Here is a 16,393-nt window from a genome sequence, read left to right on the forward strand (position 1 = left end):
GGATGGGGCGGCGTGGTGGCGGCGGGAGAAGGCGCCTCCGCGGCGCCATGATGCGCGGGGGTTTGCGGCGCAGCCTCATCGGCCGCCGCAAAGGATGCGGCGGCGAGGGCGCTGAAAAAAAAGGCCGCGAAGAGCACAGCAGGCGTCCCCGCACGCCGAGGCGCGACTAAAAAAGAGAAAATCACGATTGGCTGTCTCCTCTTGCGGTCTGCTCCGGGCGATCAGATCCGGCGCCGCGCAATGAAATCATGCGCGACCTTTGTTGGATATTTTGCCGGACGGGCGTCGAAGAGCGGCGACGCTTGAAGAAATCCGATGATCGCTCCGGCCAGCCGGGCGGCTGCCAGCGACCCCTTGCCGTTCCGCCGCGACGGCGCCGCCGTTATTGTCGCTTTTATCCGCGCCTCGCGCAAATGGCTTTGCACAAGACCGTGACGCAGGGCTCAAAGCCACGACGGCATGAAAACTCTTTCGAGCGATTGGAAACCGGCTCAAACTCGACAGTTCAAGACTCATGTCGATCAGATCGAACCGATCTTACCGGAACATTCCCTAAGCTGCCGAATGCGCCTCGCGCCGGGCGCGCCGGCGCATTCTGGCGGCGGTGAGTTCGGCCTCCGGGCTGATGCTCGGCTCAATGACCCGCCCTGGTGGAAAAATCACGATAACCTCGGTGCCTTCATGCACTTTTGATTTCAGCGTGAATGTGCCGCCATGCAGTTCGACGAGGCCCTTGACGATCGGCAGACCAAGGCCCGAGCCTTCCTCGGCGTTCTTTTGTGCGAGCGCGCCGCGGCCGAACGAGGACATGACGATGGGAATTTCCTCATCTGGAATGCCTGGGCCTGTGTCGCGGACGGCGAGATATTGGCCGCCGGTCGTCGTCCAGCCGATGCGGATCTTGATGGAGCCGCCATGCGGCGTGAATTTGATGGCGTTCGAGAGCAGGTTCAGCGTCACCTGCCGCAGCGCCCTCTCGTCCGCCCAGATGCGGGGCAAATTGGCTTCGATGGCCTCGTGGATTGCGATGTTGCGCTTTTTGGCGCGCAGCATCAAAAGGTGGCGGCAGTCCTCGACGATATGATCCAGCGCGACCGGCTCTTCCTTCAGTTCGAACCGGCCGGCCTCGATGCGCGACAGATCGAGAATCTCGTTGATGAGCATCAGAAGATGATGGCCGCTGGAATGAATATCGTTTGAATATTCCTTGTAGGACGCGACGATGTGCGCGCCGAAGAGCTCGCCCTTCATGACTTCCGAAAAGCCGAGGATGGCGTTGAGCGGCGTTCGCAGCTCATGGCTCATCGTGGCGAGGAAGCGCGATTTGGCGAGATTGGCCTCTTCGGCGCGCCGCCGCGCGAGATCGCTGTTGGCTTTTGACTGTTCGAGTTCAGCGATCAATTCGTCCTTTTCGCCCTGGAACGACAATGCTTCAACCGCGGCCGCGTAGAGTTTTCGCGCCAGCAGGATGAAGTAGAGCTGCGCTCCGCAGGCGAGGATGATGAGCTGCATGGTTCCGTCGGCAAGGCTCGCCTGACGCGTGAAGGTGAGGATCGTCAGGGCGATCGGAGCCATGACGCCGAAAGCTGCGGCGGGAATGCAGGGGCTGATGGTGGCGGCCATGGCGGCGACGAGAAGCCCCATGACAACCGCGCAGGCGACGGCGGCGGGATCGCCCGATTGACCGACGAGTTCGACCAGCATCGCCCAGATGACGCCCTGCACGGCTTCCGCGACGATGAAGTCGCGCCGCCAGCGTAGCGCCGAGGCGCTTGAGCGGGCGGTCCGCGGAAATCGCCGGGCGATCAACTGGGTCACGGTGAGCGCAGTGAGGTTGAGGCAGAGCCAGATGATCACGGCGTCGACCGTGAGCCACGCCAGCGCGATGGCGGCGAAAATGGCGCCGAGGGCGGCCATTGCGACGGCGCAGGATCGCTGGCCCTCGGCGAACAGCCCGAGCAAATCGGCGTCGAAGTCGCGCGGATCGGCCGCGCTTGCGTCGGGCGCGGCCCGGCTGCCACGAAATCCGACGGACAGAGCGCGGGACTTGGCGGCGATAGGGGAATCGCCTGAGCCCATCGCGATCATATCTGCGGAGATTTCTGTCATCGTTGGCCGGATCCGCGCTCGTCTCGCGTCGATTTGGTGTCTGGTCGTCGGGAACGGTGCCCGAAAAAGATTAATGACAGCCTCATTCAGCCTGTCGCATTGTTGGTGTCTGGAGCTGGATCGGGGCTGACCAGGCGCAGGCCCAAAACGGTGGAAAGCGCGGGCGCTGGCGCGGCGACGACACCTCTGTGCGCCAGCACACATTGCGGACCGGCGCGCCCACTTAGCGTTCCGCCCATGTCGATTTCAGGCGTTCCCTATCGGGCCGTTCCATCTTTCTTGACGAACGAGTATTCAAGCTTGCGAAGATCGGCGCATCCGTCGCGGGGCCGCGGCGGCGCAACAGGACGCGCAGGCCATCGCCTTCGCCGCAAAGACGAGCAGGGAACTGCGCAGTGACGGAAACGGGCCGCCAATGAAAGTTACGGTTGTCGGATCAGGAGATGCGTTCGGAACGGGCGGACGGTCTCATACCTGCTTCAAGATCGACTCCGGCGAAGCCGGCGCGCTGGTCGATTTTGGCGCGACCTCGATCGCCTCCTGGAAGAAACTCGGCCTCAGTTTCGATTCGATCGACGCGATCGCCATCTCGCATCTTCATGGCGATCATTTCGGAGGTCTTCCCTTCCTGCTGCTCGATTGCCAATTCGTCGAGCGCCGGACCCGCCCGCTGCTGCTCGCAGGGCCGCCGGGGCTAAGGGAAAGGCTCTACGATACGCTCGACAACTTCTTTCCAGGGGTCAGCAAGCTGAACTGGAGCTTTGCATGGCGCGTCGAGGAGATTTCGCCGGGCAGGCCGACGAAACTCGGCGGCTTCAGCCTCGAGACTTTTGGCGTCATCCATTCCGCCGGTTCGATTTCGACGGGACTGCGGCTCAGCGACGGTCAAGCCGTCTTCGCTTATTCAGGCGACACCGCCTGGACAGAAGCCTTGTTTGAGATCGGCGCGGGCGCCGACCTTTTCGTCTGCGAATGTTACTCTGGCGTTGAGCCTATCACCGGTCATATGGATTGGCCGACCCTCAAGTCGAATTTGGGCGCATTCTCGGCGAAGCGCATGGTGCTGACGCATATGGGCGCATCGGCTTTGGCGCGGCGCGCCGAGATGGAGCTCGCAGGGCTGACGCCCGCCTATGACGGACAAATTTTTGAGGTCTGACGTTATGGCGGAGTTCGCGGCGGATTCCGCCGATGTGGCGGCCCGCATTCGAGCATGCCGCCTCTGCCGCGATGCGCCCCGCGGCGCAAGCCTGCCGCACGAACCGCGTCCGGTGCTGCGGATCTCGTCCACCGCGCGTCTTTTGATCGCGGGCCAGGCGCCGGGCGTGCGGGTGCACGTCAGCGGGCTGCCGTTCAACGACCCATCGGGCGATCGGCTGCGCCAATGGATGAATGTCTCGCGCGACGTTTTCTACGATGAGCGGAAAATCGCCATCGCGCCGATGGGATTTTGCTTTCCCGGCCATACGCCCGACAAGGGCGACCTGCCGCCGCGCCCCGAATGCCGCGCCAATTGGCACGACGAACTTTTTCACGCGATGCCGCAAATCGAATGCATTCTGGCGATCGGCCGTTATGCGCAGGACTATCATTTTGCGCGCCTCGGGCGCCCTTTGCCGAAAGGCGCGCTGCTCCACGAGCTCGTGCGGCGCTGGGCGGAGTTTTCCGGCGGGCATCCAAAAATCATCGCGCTGCCGCATCCCTCCTGGCGCAACAGCGGCTGGCTGAAGCGCAATCCCTGGTTCGAGGCGGAGGTCCTGCCGGCTCTGCGCGAGGAAGTCGCGCGAATGATCGTCTGAGCGCAGGCCGAGGCGAAGGGAAGGCGGATGCGCCTCTTCATTCCCGGAAGGCGACAAGGCGCGGCCTCGCGCATCATCGCAATCTCCGCGTTCAGCCAATGTTCAGCCGCAATGCTCCTCTCTAAGGCGGAGGTCGCTCAAGCGTTGCTGAGGTTGGTTGATGCTCAGATCGGTCCTGTTTCGGTTGTTCGTCGTGGCCGTCGCATTTTGCGCCGGCGCGGCGCAACCAGCCAGCGCCCAGGGCGGCGAGCCCCGGCTCGCGCTCGTTATCGGTAATGCGCAATACGCCGATCCGCTGGCGACCGCCGCCAATGACGCCGGGCTCGTCGCCGAGACGCTGCGCGGAGCCGGCTTTGATGTCGTCGGGGCGGCCAATCTCGATCAGGACTCGCTTCGCCGCGCGTTCCGCGACTTTCTAGAAAAGGCGACTGAGGCGGGGCCGAACGCTATCGTCTTCGTCTATCTCGCCGGACGCGGCCTTCAATATGAGGGCGAGAATTATATCGCCCCGATTGACGCGGTGATCGCGCGTGAGGCGGATATTCCCTTGCAGGCGCTACGGCTTTCGGATTTTACGCGGGCGCTGGCGGGTCTGCCTTTGCGCGCCCGCATCATCGTTGTCGACGCGGCGCGAGCCAATCAGTTCGCGCCCGGCGGCCATCTCGCCGGCGGCTTCGCGCTGGTCGACGCTGAGCCCGGCTCGCTTTACGCCTTCAACGCGGCGCCGGGCACGATCGCGCCGGACGAGCCCGGCCCCTATGGCGCCTATGCGCAGGCGCTATCGGAACTGCTGCGTCAGGGCGGCGTTCCGGTCGAGGTCGTGTTTTCGCAGGTGCGGCTGCGCGTCAACGAGATCACCAAAGGCGCCGTCACGCCCTGGGACGCCTCGAATATCACCCCGCCGCTGGTTCTTCTGGAGGGCGCTCCGAACGCGGCCGCGGCGCAGGATTATGCTGCTCTACAATCCCGCCCGGTCGGCTCGTTTCCGGCGAGCGAGGCCTATGCCGCGGCCCTGGAGCGCGACACCCTCGAGGGCTATCAGGAATTTCTCATCGCCTATCCGCACGATCCGCTCGCCCGTCGCGTCCGCGCGCTGCTGGCGGCGCGGCGCGAAGCGCTGACCTGGCGGCGCACGATCGAGGCCAATACGCCGGACGCCTACTGGAGCTATCTGCGCCGCTATCCCAAGGGACCGCATATCTATGATGCGCGCCGGCGGTTGAGCCTCATTTCGGCTCCGCTGGAGCCGTCGCCGCGCTTTGAGCTTTATGATTTCGGCGGCCTGCCGCCGCCGCCGCAGCCAGAATATGAGATCATCGACCGGCCAGCGATTATGTTCGATCGGGATGATTACCCTCCGCCGCCTCCGCCGCCGGTCTATTTTCTGCCGCCGCCGCCGCGGGAGTTTGTCGACTTGCCGCCCCCGCCCGCGCCGAGCGGCCCCGGTTTCCTGCCGATTCCCATTCCTGTCCCTTTGCCTTTCGGTCGTCATGAAGGTCCGCAGGGGAGATTCAATCAGCCGAATTTCGGCCAGCAGGGGCCGGTCGGACCAGGCGGCGGCGCCCAGGGCGCTCCAGCTCAGGGCGCACCTCAAGGCGCGCCTCAGGGCGCTCCAGGCCAGGGGATTTCGCCGCAGGGAAGGCCGGGTCAAGGCGCCGGGCAGCCGGGCCAGCCAGTTCCAGCCCGCCCGCTGCCGGGTCGGGCGGCGCCTGTTCCCGCGGCTCCGGGCCAGCCGACGCCGCAGGGGCATCCCGCGGCGCCGCTGAATGCTCGTCCCCAGGGACCAAATGGCGCCCCCGTGGGCGCGCCCACCCCTGCGCCGCCTCCAGCCGCCGCTCCTGTCGCAGCTCCCGGCCACGCATTGCCGCAGGGCCAAAGCCTGCCGCCTGTTCCGCCAGCCGCCCGGCCGCCGGGAGCGCCAGCAACGCCGCCGGCGCCCGCTGCGCCCATTCATCCAGCCCCCGGCGCAGCCCCGCCCCATCCGGCTGCGCCCGGCGCGCTCGCGCCGAAAGCCCCGACGCCCGCCGCGCCTGCGCTGGTTCGGCCCGAGACGCCGCATCCGGTCGCGCCACCGCCGCAGCCGCAGCCGCAGCATCAGGCGCCGCAACCACGACCGCAGCCGCAACCTCAGAGGCCGCAAATACAACCGCAGCGGCTGGCGCCGCCCCCGGCGCCGCAGCAGCCTCAGATCCAGAGGCCTCAGCCGCCGCAGGCCCCGCAACATCAAGCGCCGCCGCAGCCCCCAAGGCCGCAGGCTCCCCCGCAGAGGCCGCAGGCGCCGCCGCCCCAGGCGCAAAAGCCTCAACCGCAGCAAAGGCCAGCGCCAGGCAAGCCGGGCGAGGAACAAAATCACCCTTGAAAGCAAAGGCGCCGCGCCGCGTCCTGGCTGGCGGCGCTTGGCGTTTGATCAAGCCATTGTTACACTGTGCGTCAAAGCAGCGGAGTCACTCCGGCCGCATGGGGAGTGGGCAGTGGGACCATTGGAAAGTTCGGAACTGGCCCTGACTTGCACAGGCGGCGCGCCAGGTTCCAGCGCTTGCGGCCCTTACGCCGCGGCGGCAGATGACGGAAACGGCGGCGGTAAGAGGCCCGATCGCGGTGCGCAATGGCGCGGGGAAAGCGGGGCGCGGATCAAGCCGTCGGAGCAGGAGCAAAAGACGTTGCGCGACGCGGTTTACGCCGCGCTTGACCTTGGAACCAACAATTGCCGGCTCCTCGTCGCGCGGCCGGCGCCGGCTGATGAAGGATCCGCCGGGTTTCGCGTGATCGATTCGTTTTCGCGCATTGTCCGCCTGGGGGAGGGGCTGTCCCGCACCGGCCGGCTCAGCGCGGCGGCGATCGACCGGACGATCAGCGCGCTCAGGATATGCCGCCACAAGATCGAGGCGCGCGGGGTGACGCGCGCGCGGCTGATCGCAACGGAAGCCTGCCGCTCGGCCGAGAACGGCGCTGAATTTCTGCAACGGGCGAGGGACGCGACCGGGCTCGAACTCGAGATCGTCGATCGCGAGACAGAGGCCCATCTCGCCGCGGCCGGCTCAGCCTGCCTCGCGGACTCGGCCGCCGCGAGCGTCGTTTTGTTCGACATCGGCGGCGGTTCGTCCGAGATCGTCTGGCTTGGGCGATCGGGCAGAAAGCCGTCCGGCGCGACGCACCACCTTGATGGCGCGCTGCGGGAGCGGGTGCGGTTCTGGGTGTCGCTGAAACTCGGCGTCGTGACGCTGGCGGAAAAATTCGGCGGCCTTGAGGTCTCCGACGCGATCTTCGAGGCGATGGTGGAGCATGTTTCTGAGGCTTTGATGGAGTTCGTCGCCAAGGTCGGGGCCGAACACCGTTGTCGCAATTTTCATTTGCTCGGGACGTCTGGAACGGTGACGACGATCGCCGGCGTCTACCTCGGCCTTGCCCGCTATGACCGGCGACGCGTCGATGGTCTTTGGATGTCGAGCGAGGAGGTCAATGGCGCCGTCGCTTCATTGCGGAAAATGAGCTATGCCGAGCGGGCCATGAATGGTTGCATCGGCGCTGGCCGCGCCGACCTCGTGCTCGCCGGCTGCGCCATCCTCGAGGCTATCCGGCGCGCTTTCCCCGCTGACCGCGTGCGCATCGCCGACCGGGGCCTTCGCGAAGGAATTTTGATGCAAATGATCAATGCGGACCGGGCTTTTTCGCGGGCTTCGCGATGACCGGAACCAAGGCGGCTTCGGGCCGCGAGGGCGGCCGTTCGCTGAAGACGCGCGTCAAGACGGCGCGCAAGCGGTCGCTCTCCTCGACGCTCTGGCTGCAAAGACAGCTCAACGATCCCTATGTCGCGCAGGCCAAGCGCGAAGGATTTCGGTCGCGCGCCGCGTTCAAGCTCATCGAGATCGACGAGCGTTATCATTTTCTCAAAGCCGGCCAGAAAATCATCGATCTTGGCGCCGCGCCCGGCGGATGGTCGCAGGCGGCCGGCGCGCGGATCGGCGCCGCCGAGGGCAAAGGCAAGATCATCGGCATTGATCTTCTGGCCATCGATCCAATGCCCGGCGCCGAGTTCAAGGTGATGGATTTTCTCGACGCCGAAGCGCCGAAGCTGCTGATCGAATGGCTGGGAGGCAAGGCGGACGTCGTGCTCTCCGACATGGCCGCCAATGCGACGGGCCACAAGAAGACCGATCATCTGCGCATCGTCGGGCTTGTCGAACTTGCCGCCGATTTTGCCTGCGAGGCTTTGGCGCCCGGCGGCGCCTTTCTCGCCAAGGTTTTTCAGGGCGGCACGGAAAATGAGGTCCTCGCGCGGCTGAAACGCGATTTCGCCGTGGTGCGCCATGTCAAGCCGCAGGCGAGCCGCGCCGATTCGTCCGAGCTCTATGTTCTGGCGACAGGGTTTCGCGGCCGGCCGGGGGCTTGATCAGACCCGGTGCGCGGGTTCGGCGGCGGGAGCTTTCTTTACGGGCCGCGCGGTCAACTCCGCTCCGGCGTCGGCCGGCAGGCGCAGGAAGATCGCGCTTGATGCGATGCACAAAAGCCCCATCAGGATGAAGGCAAACCGGAAGCCTTCCGGCGAAAACACGCCCTCGCCCGGATTGAGGCGGCTCCATCCCTGCAGCGCCGCCGCCCCCGCCGCGATGCCAAGGCTCAGCGACAATTGCTGTGCGACGGAGGCGAAGCTCACGGCCCGGCTCATATCCGGATTGTCGATTTCCGCATAGGCGATGGCATTGAGACCCGTGAACTCCAGCGAGTTGACGAAGCCGCTGACGAGCAGGACGCCCATTATGACGAGGCCCGGGGTCGCCGCGGTGAAGAAGCCGTAGCTCGACAGGAGCGAGCCGCTCAGCATGGCGGCGAGCGCAAGCACCCTGCGAAAGCCGAAGCGGCGCAGGATCGGCGCCGCCGTCGTCTTCATCAGGAGCGCTCCGGCCGAGGCGACGAAGGTGATCGCGCCGGATTGAAATGAATTCCGCCCGAATCCCATCTGCAGCATGAGCGGCAAAAGGAAGGGAATCGAGCCTATGCCGATACGAAACAAGGCCCCGCCGGCGACGCTGGCGCGAAAGGTATGCAGCGACAAAAGCCGCAGGTCGAGGAGCGGAAAGGCGATCCGGCGCGCGTGCCGGACATAGGCCGCGAGAGCCAATGAGCCAAAGCCGATCAGGGCGATCGTCACGCTCAAGGGCGCAAGGCCGCCGCCCGCGACGGCGAGGCCGAAGAGGAGAGTCGACAGCCCGACCCCGGACAGGACAAAGCCGGCGACGTCGAGCGGCCCTGGATTGTCCTCCCTGACGTCGTCGATGAAGATGGTGGCGAGAATGATGCCGATGACGCCGATCGGCGCATTGACCCAGAAGATCCAGCGCCAGTGGAAATAGGTGGTGATGAAGCCGCCGACGAGAGGGCCGACGACGGGGCCGAAAAGCGCGGGAACGGTGAGATAGGACAGCGCCCGCACGAGGTTGCCGCGCTCGACGGAGCGCATCAGGAGAAGGCGCCCGACGGGCACCATCATCGCGCCGCCGAGGCCTTGCGCCAGACGGCCGGTCACCAGTTCCGGCAAGGTGCTCGAGAGGCCGCAGCCGATCGAAGCGAGTGTGAAGATCGAAATGGCGACCCGGAAAATCAGCCGCGCGCCATAGCGGTCCGCGACCCACCCGCTGGCTGGAATGAAAACGGCGAGCGAGACCAGATAGGAGGTCAGCGCGAGCTTGAGCGAAATTGGATCTTCATGAAGGTCGAGGGCGATGGCGGGCAGGGAGGTTGCGATCACCGTCGCGTCAAGCGTCTCCATGAACAGGGCGCAGGCGACGATCAGGGCGGTCACTACGTAGCGGGGCAAATTCATGTTCCTGGCGCAACCGCCGGCTTCGCCCGGCGAACGCCGCGATTGATTTCGCTTTTTTTTCGGGCGGAATCAGCGCCGCGGGACCCGCGCCGCCCCGAGCCTTGAATGTCTGACTGAATCTTCCGCCCGTCGCGCGGTCCGGCGTGCGTTCAGAACACGAGCTTATAATCGCCTTTGTTCGCCGGCTCCAACTCCCCTTCGCCGGCGGCGGCCTTCCGCTGGCTTTCGACCGCCTGTTTCGCCGCGCGCAACACAGCGTCGAGCTTTGCCTTGATAAAGTCCGCGTCCGGGACGGCGGCTCCGGCCAGATTCTCCATTGTCTGGAGATGCGGCTGAAATTCGATGCGGCAGGCAAGTTCCGAGCCTTCATCCGTTTCGAAAACCTGCAATTCGCCGTGATAGGACTCGCGTTCGAGCGAGCCCCAGGACATTTGCATCGCATCCGCGTCGATGTGCAGCCGTCCGTCGACCGCATAGGGGCGTCCATTCGCTGCTCCCTCGAGATGCACGCGATCTTCGCCGCTCCAACTGGCTTTCTCCACGGTCGGCAGATAGCGCGGCATATCGTTAACGTCCGAGATAAAGGCGAAAACCTCCGCCGCGGGGGCTTTTATCCCGATCTGAGCTGAAAATCCTGGCATGGCGCCCTATATCTCCGTGAACGCCGTCGGCAACGCGTCAAGCGGGCAGGGGTTGCAGCTCTTTATGATCGGCGCGGCGCCCCTTTGTCCAGCCGCCGCCGCATTTGATGGTCTCCCGCCTTTGCGCCGGACGATCTCCGTGCTAAGAGCCGCCCGCAACTCTTGGTCGATGCGAATCTTGAACTTCGAGGTTCGCTCCCGCAGGAACTTTCGCGGCTTTGCCCTGGCGGCAATTTTGGAGTTGGCACTTTGGCCCTTATTACGCGTCCCGCGCTCAGCGAGGCCCTTACCTTCGACGACGTATTGCTTTTGCCCGGCCATTCCGAGGTCATGCCGAGCGGCGTCGATCTGCGCACCCGCCTGACCTCGACGATCAGCCTGAACATCCCTGTCATCTCGTCGGCGATGGACACTGTGACCGAGGCGAAGCTCGCCATCGCGCTGGCGCAGGCCGGCGGCATCGGCGTCATCCATCGCAATCTCGAGCCGGCCGAGCAGGCCGAGGAGGTCCGCAAGGTCAAGCGCTACGAGAGCGGCATGGTGGTTGATCCGATCACCATTTTCCCTGACGAAACGCTGGCCGACGCGCTGGCGCTGATGCGCCGCCACGGCATTTCCGGCATTCCCGTGGTCGAGCGTGGCCCCGGCGGCAAACCGGCGCGGCTCTGCGGCATTTTGACCAATCGCGACGTGCGTTTTGCCGACAATCCGCTGGAGCCGGTCTCGCATCTGATGACCAAGAGCCTGATCACCGTGCGGGAAGGGGTGAGCCAGGATGAGGCGCGCCGCATGCTGCACCAGCATCGTCTCGAAAAGCTGATCGTCGTCGATGAGGATTTCCGCTGTGTCGGCCTCGTCACCGTGAAGGACATGGAAAAGGCGACCCTGCATCCGCTCGCCTGCAAGGACGCCGAGGGGCGGCTTCGCGTCGCGGCGGCCTCGACCGTCGGCGACAAGGGGTACGAGCGCGCCGAAATGCTGATCGACGCCGGCGTCGACTGCGTCGTCATCGACACCGCGCATGGCCACTCGCAAGCCGTGCTCGATCAGGTTACGCGCCTGAAGCGCATCTCGAACAAGGTATCGCTGATCGCCGGCAATGTGGCGACGGCGGATGGAACGAAGGCGCTGATCGACGCCGGCGCTGACGGCGTCAAGGTGGGCATCGGCCCCGGCTCGATCTGCACGACGCGCATCGTCGCCGGCGTCGGCGTGCCCCAGCTCACCGCCATCATGGATTGCGCCGAGGTCGCGCGCGGGCAGAACATTCCCATTATAGCCGATGGCGGCATCAAATATTCGGGCGATCTCGCGAAGGCGGTCGCGGCGGGCGCCGAGAGCGTCATGATCGGCTCGCTCTTCGCTGGCACCGATGAGAGCCCGGGCGAGGTCTATCTCTACCAGGGCCGTTCTTTCAAATCCTATCGCGGCATGGGTTCGGTCGGCGCGATGTCGCGCGGCTCGGCTGATCGTTATTTCCAGCAGGACATCAAGGATCACCTGAAGCTCGTGCCGGAAGGGGTCGAAGGGCAGGTGCCCTATCGCGGTCCGGTCAATGCGATCGTGCATCAGCTGGCCGGCGGCCTTCGCGCCGCCATGGGCTATGTCGGCGCGCCCGACATTCCAACCTTTCAGGCGCGCGCGAAATTCGTGCGCATCTCGGCGGCGAGCCTGCGCGAAAGCCATGTCCATGACGTCGCGATCACGCGCGAGAGCCCGAATTATCCGACGGGGACATGAGCCGGCGCATTTTGCAGCGATGCAGGCGCCGGTTCGCGTTGAAGAGAATGCGCTAAGACAATAGACAAAGATTGTTCCGGGTCCCTCGACAGCGCGAGGCCCGGCGCTCTTTTCGGTGAGGCCTTGTGTCCATACCTTCGATCCTTCTGCCCGTGTTCGTTCAGGTGGCGCTCATTTTCGCGCTCGGCTTCTGGATGATTTTTGCGCGCGACTCGCGGCTGAACGGCGGCGTCGACGCCGGGCGCGCAGATCTCGCGGGGGATTCGTTCAAGAATCAGTTCGAGATTCCGGTCCTGTTCTTCGCTCTGATCCCGCTCGCCATTTTGACGCACAAGGCGGACTATCTGTTTATCGTCATGGAATGGATTTTCGTGCTGTCGCGGCTGGCCCATGCGGCGATCCATACGACCACGAACAGGCAGCCCGCACGCGGCGCATTCTGGTTCGTCGGCGTGCTGACGTTGCTGCTGATGTGGCTGATCTTCGCCATCCGCATCCTGTTCCCGCCGACTCTGAGTCCGCTATGATCGCCGGCGCGCGCATCGCCGCGGCGATCGAAGTTTTGGAGGATATCGACGAGCGTCGCCGTCCCGCCGCCGACGCCCTGAAGGATTGGGGCCTCGCGCATCGCTTCGCCGGATCGAAAGACCGCTCGGCGATCGGCTCGCTTGTCTTCGACGCTTTGCGCCGGCGCGCGTCCTCCGCCTTCGTCATGGGCGAGGCGGGTCCCCGCGCCGTCATCCTTGGCGCTTTGCGCCTTGTGCGCGGATTGAGTCTTGAGGAGGCGTCCGCGCTGTTTTCCGGCGAGGCCCATGCGCCGGCTCCGATGAGCGAAAAGGAGCGGGAGCTTTTCGCATCGGCGAGCCTCGAAGGCGCGCCCGCCCATGTCGCGGGCGATTTTCCGGCCTGGCTGGAGCCCTCATTCGCCGCTGTTTTCGAAGATCGCCTGATCGCCGAGACCTCGGCGCTTGCTGAAAGAGCTCCGGTCGACGTGCGCGTCAATACGCTGAAGTGTTCGCGCGATAAGGCGCTTTTGAGCCTTGCCCATCTCAACGCCGCGGTGACGCCGCTGTCGCCGCTCGGGTTGCGCCTGCCTCTGACGCCGGAGGGCCGCAATCCGGCGCTCGCCGCGGAGCCGGATTATGTCAAGGGCCGCGTCGAGGTTCAGGATGAGGGCTCGCAGCTCGCGGCCATGCTCGCCGCCGCCAAACCCGGCGAGCAGGTGCTGGACCTTTGCGCCGGAGCAGGCGGCAAGACCCTTGCCCTCGCCGCGCTGATGCAGAACAAGGGCCAGATCTACGCCAGCGACAGCGACGGGCGCCGGCTGATGCCGATCTATGCCCGGCTCGAACGCGCGGGCGCCCGCAATGTGCAGGTGCGGGCGCCACGGCGGGGGGAGGGTGGCCTTGCCGATCTCGTGGGGGCCTGTGATCTCGTGATGATCGACGCGCCCTGCACCGGCACGGGCGCGTGGCGGCGTAATCCCGACGCCAAATGGCGGATGCGGCCGGGCGCGCTCGAGCAGCGCATCGCCGACCAGGATCAAACGCTCGCGGCCGCCGCGCGCTTTGTGAAGCCGCGCGGACGCATTCTTTATGTCACCTGCTCTTTGCTGCGCGAAGAGAATGAAGACCGCATCGCGGCTTTTCTGGCGATCCATCCAGATTTCCATGCGGTCGGCGCGCAGGAGATGGCGGAGAATGCCGGGCTGCCCCAGCTTGGCGCTTTTGCCTCCAGCATGGGGCCGGGTGTGCGGCTGTCGCCGGCGACAACGGGCACGGATGGATTTTTCATCGCGCTGCTGACGAGGAGCAATCTTTCATAGCCAAAATCAGGCCGATTCCGTGCGCAGCCTGTCTCGCACGAAAAGGACGGCGAATCGCCGCCGGCGCCTGTTGTTGCATGATTGAGGCGTTGCAGTTCTAGCCCAAAAGGCCTATTTCGCCAGCGGCGGCGACGGGCTATTGCGAAAGACGCTGGCGCCGACTTTGCTTTGTTCCCATTCCGGATGAAAATTGCCTAAGCTTGAGCTTTGTGCGCCGGGATCAGGATTTGAGGAGACGCGAGACAAGTCGAGGACGCACAAACTCGAGGAAACGAGAAGCTGATGGCTTACGCGCAAATCGGAAAGATAAGCGTTGCGACCGTTCTGAAGGACTTCATCGAGACTGAAGCCTTGCCCGGCACGGGCGTTGCTCCGGAGCGGTTCTGGACTGGACTTGCGGGACTGATCCAAGATTTCACGCCGCGCATTCAGGCGCATTTGCGATTCCGCGACGAATTGCAGAGCAAGATCGACGCCTATCATAAACAGCAAGCGTCGAAGCCGATCGACATGGCGGGCTATGAGGCCTTCCTGCGCGAGATCGGCTATATTGTTCCGGAGCCGGACGATTTCACGATCCGCACCGAAAACACGATGGAAGTCGCGCGCGTGTCCGGACCGCAGCTCGTCGTTCCCGCCTCCAATGCGCGATTCGTGCTGAATGCCGCCAATGCGCGTTGGGGCAGCCTCTATGATGCGCTTTACGGCTCCGATGTAATCCCCGAGGCGGACGGCGCGGAGCGCGGCAAGGGCTACAATACGGTGCGGGGCGCGCGCGTCGTCGAGTACGCCCGCGTCATCCTCGACGAGATCGTGCCTCTCGCGAAAGGGAGCCACAAGGACGTCATCAGCTATAAGGTGGCGAACGGGGAGTTGGTGGTCGAGCTCGACAACGGGATTCAGACGCGCTTGCGCCATCCCGGCCGTTTCGCTGGCCACAGAAAAACGGGACCCGGCTCCTTCGTCGTGCTGCTGCGTCAGAACGGCCTGCACATTGAACTTGAGATCGACGCTTTGACCCTGGTCGGCGCCGAGAGCAAGGCGGGGCTCTCCGATGTCATTCTCGAAGCGGCGCTGAGCGCTATCGTCGATCTTGAAGATAGCGTCGCCGCGGTCGACGCCGAGGACAAGGTCGGCGTCTACGGCAATTGGCTTGGGCTGATGAAGGGAACCCTCAAGGCGACCCTTGAGAAGAAGGGTCTCATCATCGAGCGGCGGCTCAACCCCGACCGCGCCTATATCGACCGCGACGGCGCGCCGATGTCTTTGCATGGCCGCAGTCTGCTGCTCGTGCGCAATGTCGGTCATCATATGTTGACTGATGTCGTGCTCGACGCCGAAGGCCGCGAAGTTCCCGAAACGATCGTCGACGCCGCTATCACCGCCCTGATCGCCGTCCACGACCTCAAAAGCTCGGGCCCGCTGCACAACAGCCGCAGCCATTCGATCTATATCGTCAAACCGAAGATGCACGGACCAGATGAGGTCGCGCTCGCGAATGATCTGTTCGCGCGCGTCGAAGATATGCTGGGCCTGCCGCGGTTTACGATAAAGATGGGGATTATGGACGAGGAACGGCGCACCACCGTCAACCTCAAGGCCTGCATTCACGCCGCGGCCGACCGGGTCTTTTTCATCAATACCGGATTCCTCGACCGCACAGGCGACGAGATCCATACCTCGATGGAGGCGGGCGCCATGATCCGCAAGGACGAGATCAAGGGCACGCCCTGGATCGCGGCCTATGAGAACTCCAATGTCGATGTCGGCCTCGCCTGCGGTCTGCCCGGACGCGCGCAAATCGGCAAGGGCATGTGGGCGGCGCCGGACAATATGGCCGAGATGGTCGAAAAGAAGATCAACCATCCATTGGCGGGCGCCAACACCGCCTGGGTGCCTTCGCCGACCGCTGCGACCCTTCATGCGCTGCATTATCACTGGGTCGACGTCGCGGCGAGGCAAGCCCTCTTGCGCAAGCGTCCGCGGGCGAAGTTGAGCGACATATTGACCATTCCGCTCGCCAGGACCAATTGGGCGCCGGACGACATCAAGCAGGAGCTCGAAAATAATTGCCAAGGCATCCTTGGCTATGTGGTGCGCTGGATCGATCAGGGAATCGGCTGCTCCAAAGTGCCTGACATCCATGACGTCGGGCTGATGGAGGACCGCGCGACCTTGCGGATTTCGAGCCAGCACCTCGCCAACTGGATCCATCATGGCGTCGCGACGAAAGAACAGGTGCTCGAGGCGCTAAAGAGCATGGCGCTCGTGGTCGACCAGCAGAATGCGGCGGACCCGCTTTATCGGCCGATGGCGCCCGATTTCGGCGGGCCGGCGTTCAAGGCGGCGTGCGATCTGATTTTCAAGGGCCGCGCCGAGCCGAACGGCTATACCGAGGCGCTGCTCACGGGATGGCGCCGCGAGGCGAAGGCGCTGCACGCTTCCTAAGGCGGAGCAG

12 protein-coding genes are annotated in these 16,393 nt (G+C 64.7%); 9 read left to right on the forward strand and 3 right to left on the reverse strand.

Annotated elements, in window-relative coordinates:
- Positions 1-552: 552 nt before the first annotated feature.
- A complete protein-coding gene (locus MPC4_RS21475) occupies positions 553-2,109 on the reverse strand; it encodes a sensor histidine kinase (RefSeq protein ID WP_174512034.1) in 1,557 nt (518 codons plus the stop codon).
- A gap of 415 nt (positions 2,110-2,524) precedes the next feature.
- Here MPC4_RS21475 and MPC4_RS07875 point away from each other — a divergent pair, with 415 nt between their 5' ends.
- The 5 genes from MPC4_RS07875 (at position 2,525) to MPC4_RS07895 (ending at position 8,298) form a co-directional block, all read left to right on the forward strand.
- Entirely contained in the window at positions 2,525-3,268 is a 744-nt protein-coding gene (locus MPC4_RS07875; protein WP_174512035.1) for an MBL fold metallo-hydrolase, read from the forward strand.
- 4 nt (positions 3,269-3,272) lie between these two features.
- Positions 3,273-3,908 carry a uracil-DNA glycosylase family protein gene (locus tag MPC4_RS07880; RefSeq protein ID WP_174512244.1) on the forward strand — a complete coding sequence of 212 codons (636 nt, stop codon included), beginning with the start codon at positions 3,273-3,275 and terminating at the stop codon, positions 3,906-3,908.
- 160 nt (positions 3,909-4,068) lie between these two features.
- Positions 4,069-6,267 (forward strand): caspase family protein, encoded by a 2,199-nt coding sequence (locus MPC4_RS21480; protein ID WP_174512036.1) that lies wholly within the window; start codon positions 4,069-4,071, stop codon positions 6,265-6,267.
- Positions 6,268-6,538: 271 nt separating this feature from the next.
- Positions 6,539-7,594: a Ppx/GppA phosphatase family protein gene (locus MPC4_RS07890; RefSeq protein ID WP_174512245.1), complete on the forward strand. Its 1,056-nt coding sequence runs from the start codon at positions 6,539-6,541 to the stop codon at positions 7,592-7,594.
- Entirely contained in the window at positions 7,591-8,298 is a 708-nt protein-coding gene (locus MPC4_RS07895; protein ID WP_174512037.1) for an RlmE family RNA methyltransferase, read from the forward strand. The genes MPC4_RS07890 and MPC4_RS07895 overlap by 4 nt, the downstream gene beginning before the upstream one ends.
- Here the strand turns inward: MPC4_RS07895 and MPC4_RS07900 are convergent, their stop codons facing one another.
- Positions 8,299-9,729: an MFS transporter gene (locus MPC4_RS07900; RefSeq protein WP_174512038.1), complete on the reverse strand. Its 1,431-nt coding sequence runs from the start codon at positions 9,727-9,729 to the stop codon at positions 8,299-8,301.
- Between the two features lie 149 nt (positions 9,730-9,878).
- The gene (locus MPC4_RS07905; protein WP_174512039.1) at positions 9,879-10,370 is read right to left on the reverse strand and encodes an SRPBCC family protein; all 492 of its coding nucleotides are present in this window, start codon (positions 10,368-10,370) and stop codon (positions 9,879-9,881) included.
- 249 nt (positions 10,371-10,619) lie between these two features.
- Here MPC4_RS07905 and guaB point away from each other — a divergent pair, with 249 nt between their 5' ends.
- The 4 genes from guaB to MPC4_RS07925 all read left to right on the forward strand — a co-directional run bounded on the left by guaB (position 10,620) and on the right by MPC4_RS07925 (position 16,383).
- Positions 10,620-12,110, forward strand: a complete 1,491-nt coding sequence (guaB, locus tag MPC4_RS07910; protein ID WP_174512040.1) for an IMP dehydrogenase — start codon at positions 10,620-10,622, stop codon at positions 12,108-12,110.
- A gap of 125 nt (positions 12,111-12,235) precedes the next feature.
- A complete protein-coding gene (locus MPC4_RS07915) occupies positions 12,236-12,637 on the forward strand; it encodes an MAPEG family protein (RefSeq protein WP_174512041.1) in 402 nt (133 codons plus the stop codon).
- Positions 12,634-13,935, forward strand: a complete 1,302-nt coding sequence (locus tag MPC4_RS07920) for an RsmB/NOP family class I SAM-dependent RNA methyltransferase (RefSeq protein WP_174512042.1) — start codon at positions 12,634-12,636, stop codon at positions 13,933-13,935. The genes MPC4_RS07915 and MPC4_RS07920 overlap by 4 nt, the downstream gene beginning before the upstream one ends.
- 282 nt (positions 13,936-14,217) lie before the next feature.
- Positions 14,218-16,383: a malate synthase G gene (locus MPC4_RS07925; protein ID WP_174512043.1), complete on the forward strand. Its 2,166-nt coding sequence runs from the start codon at positions 14,218-14,220 to the stop codon at positions 16,381-16,383.
- Positions 16,384-16,393: the final 10 nt, after the last annotated feature.

It is taken from the genome of Methylocella tundrae (genome assembly GCF_901905185.1).
GTDB lineage: Bacteria > Pseudomonadota > Alphaproteobacteria > Rhizobiales > Beijerinckiaceae > Methylocapsa > Methylocapsa tundrae.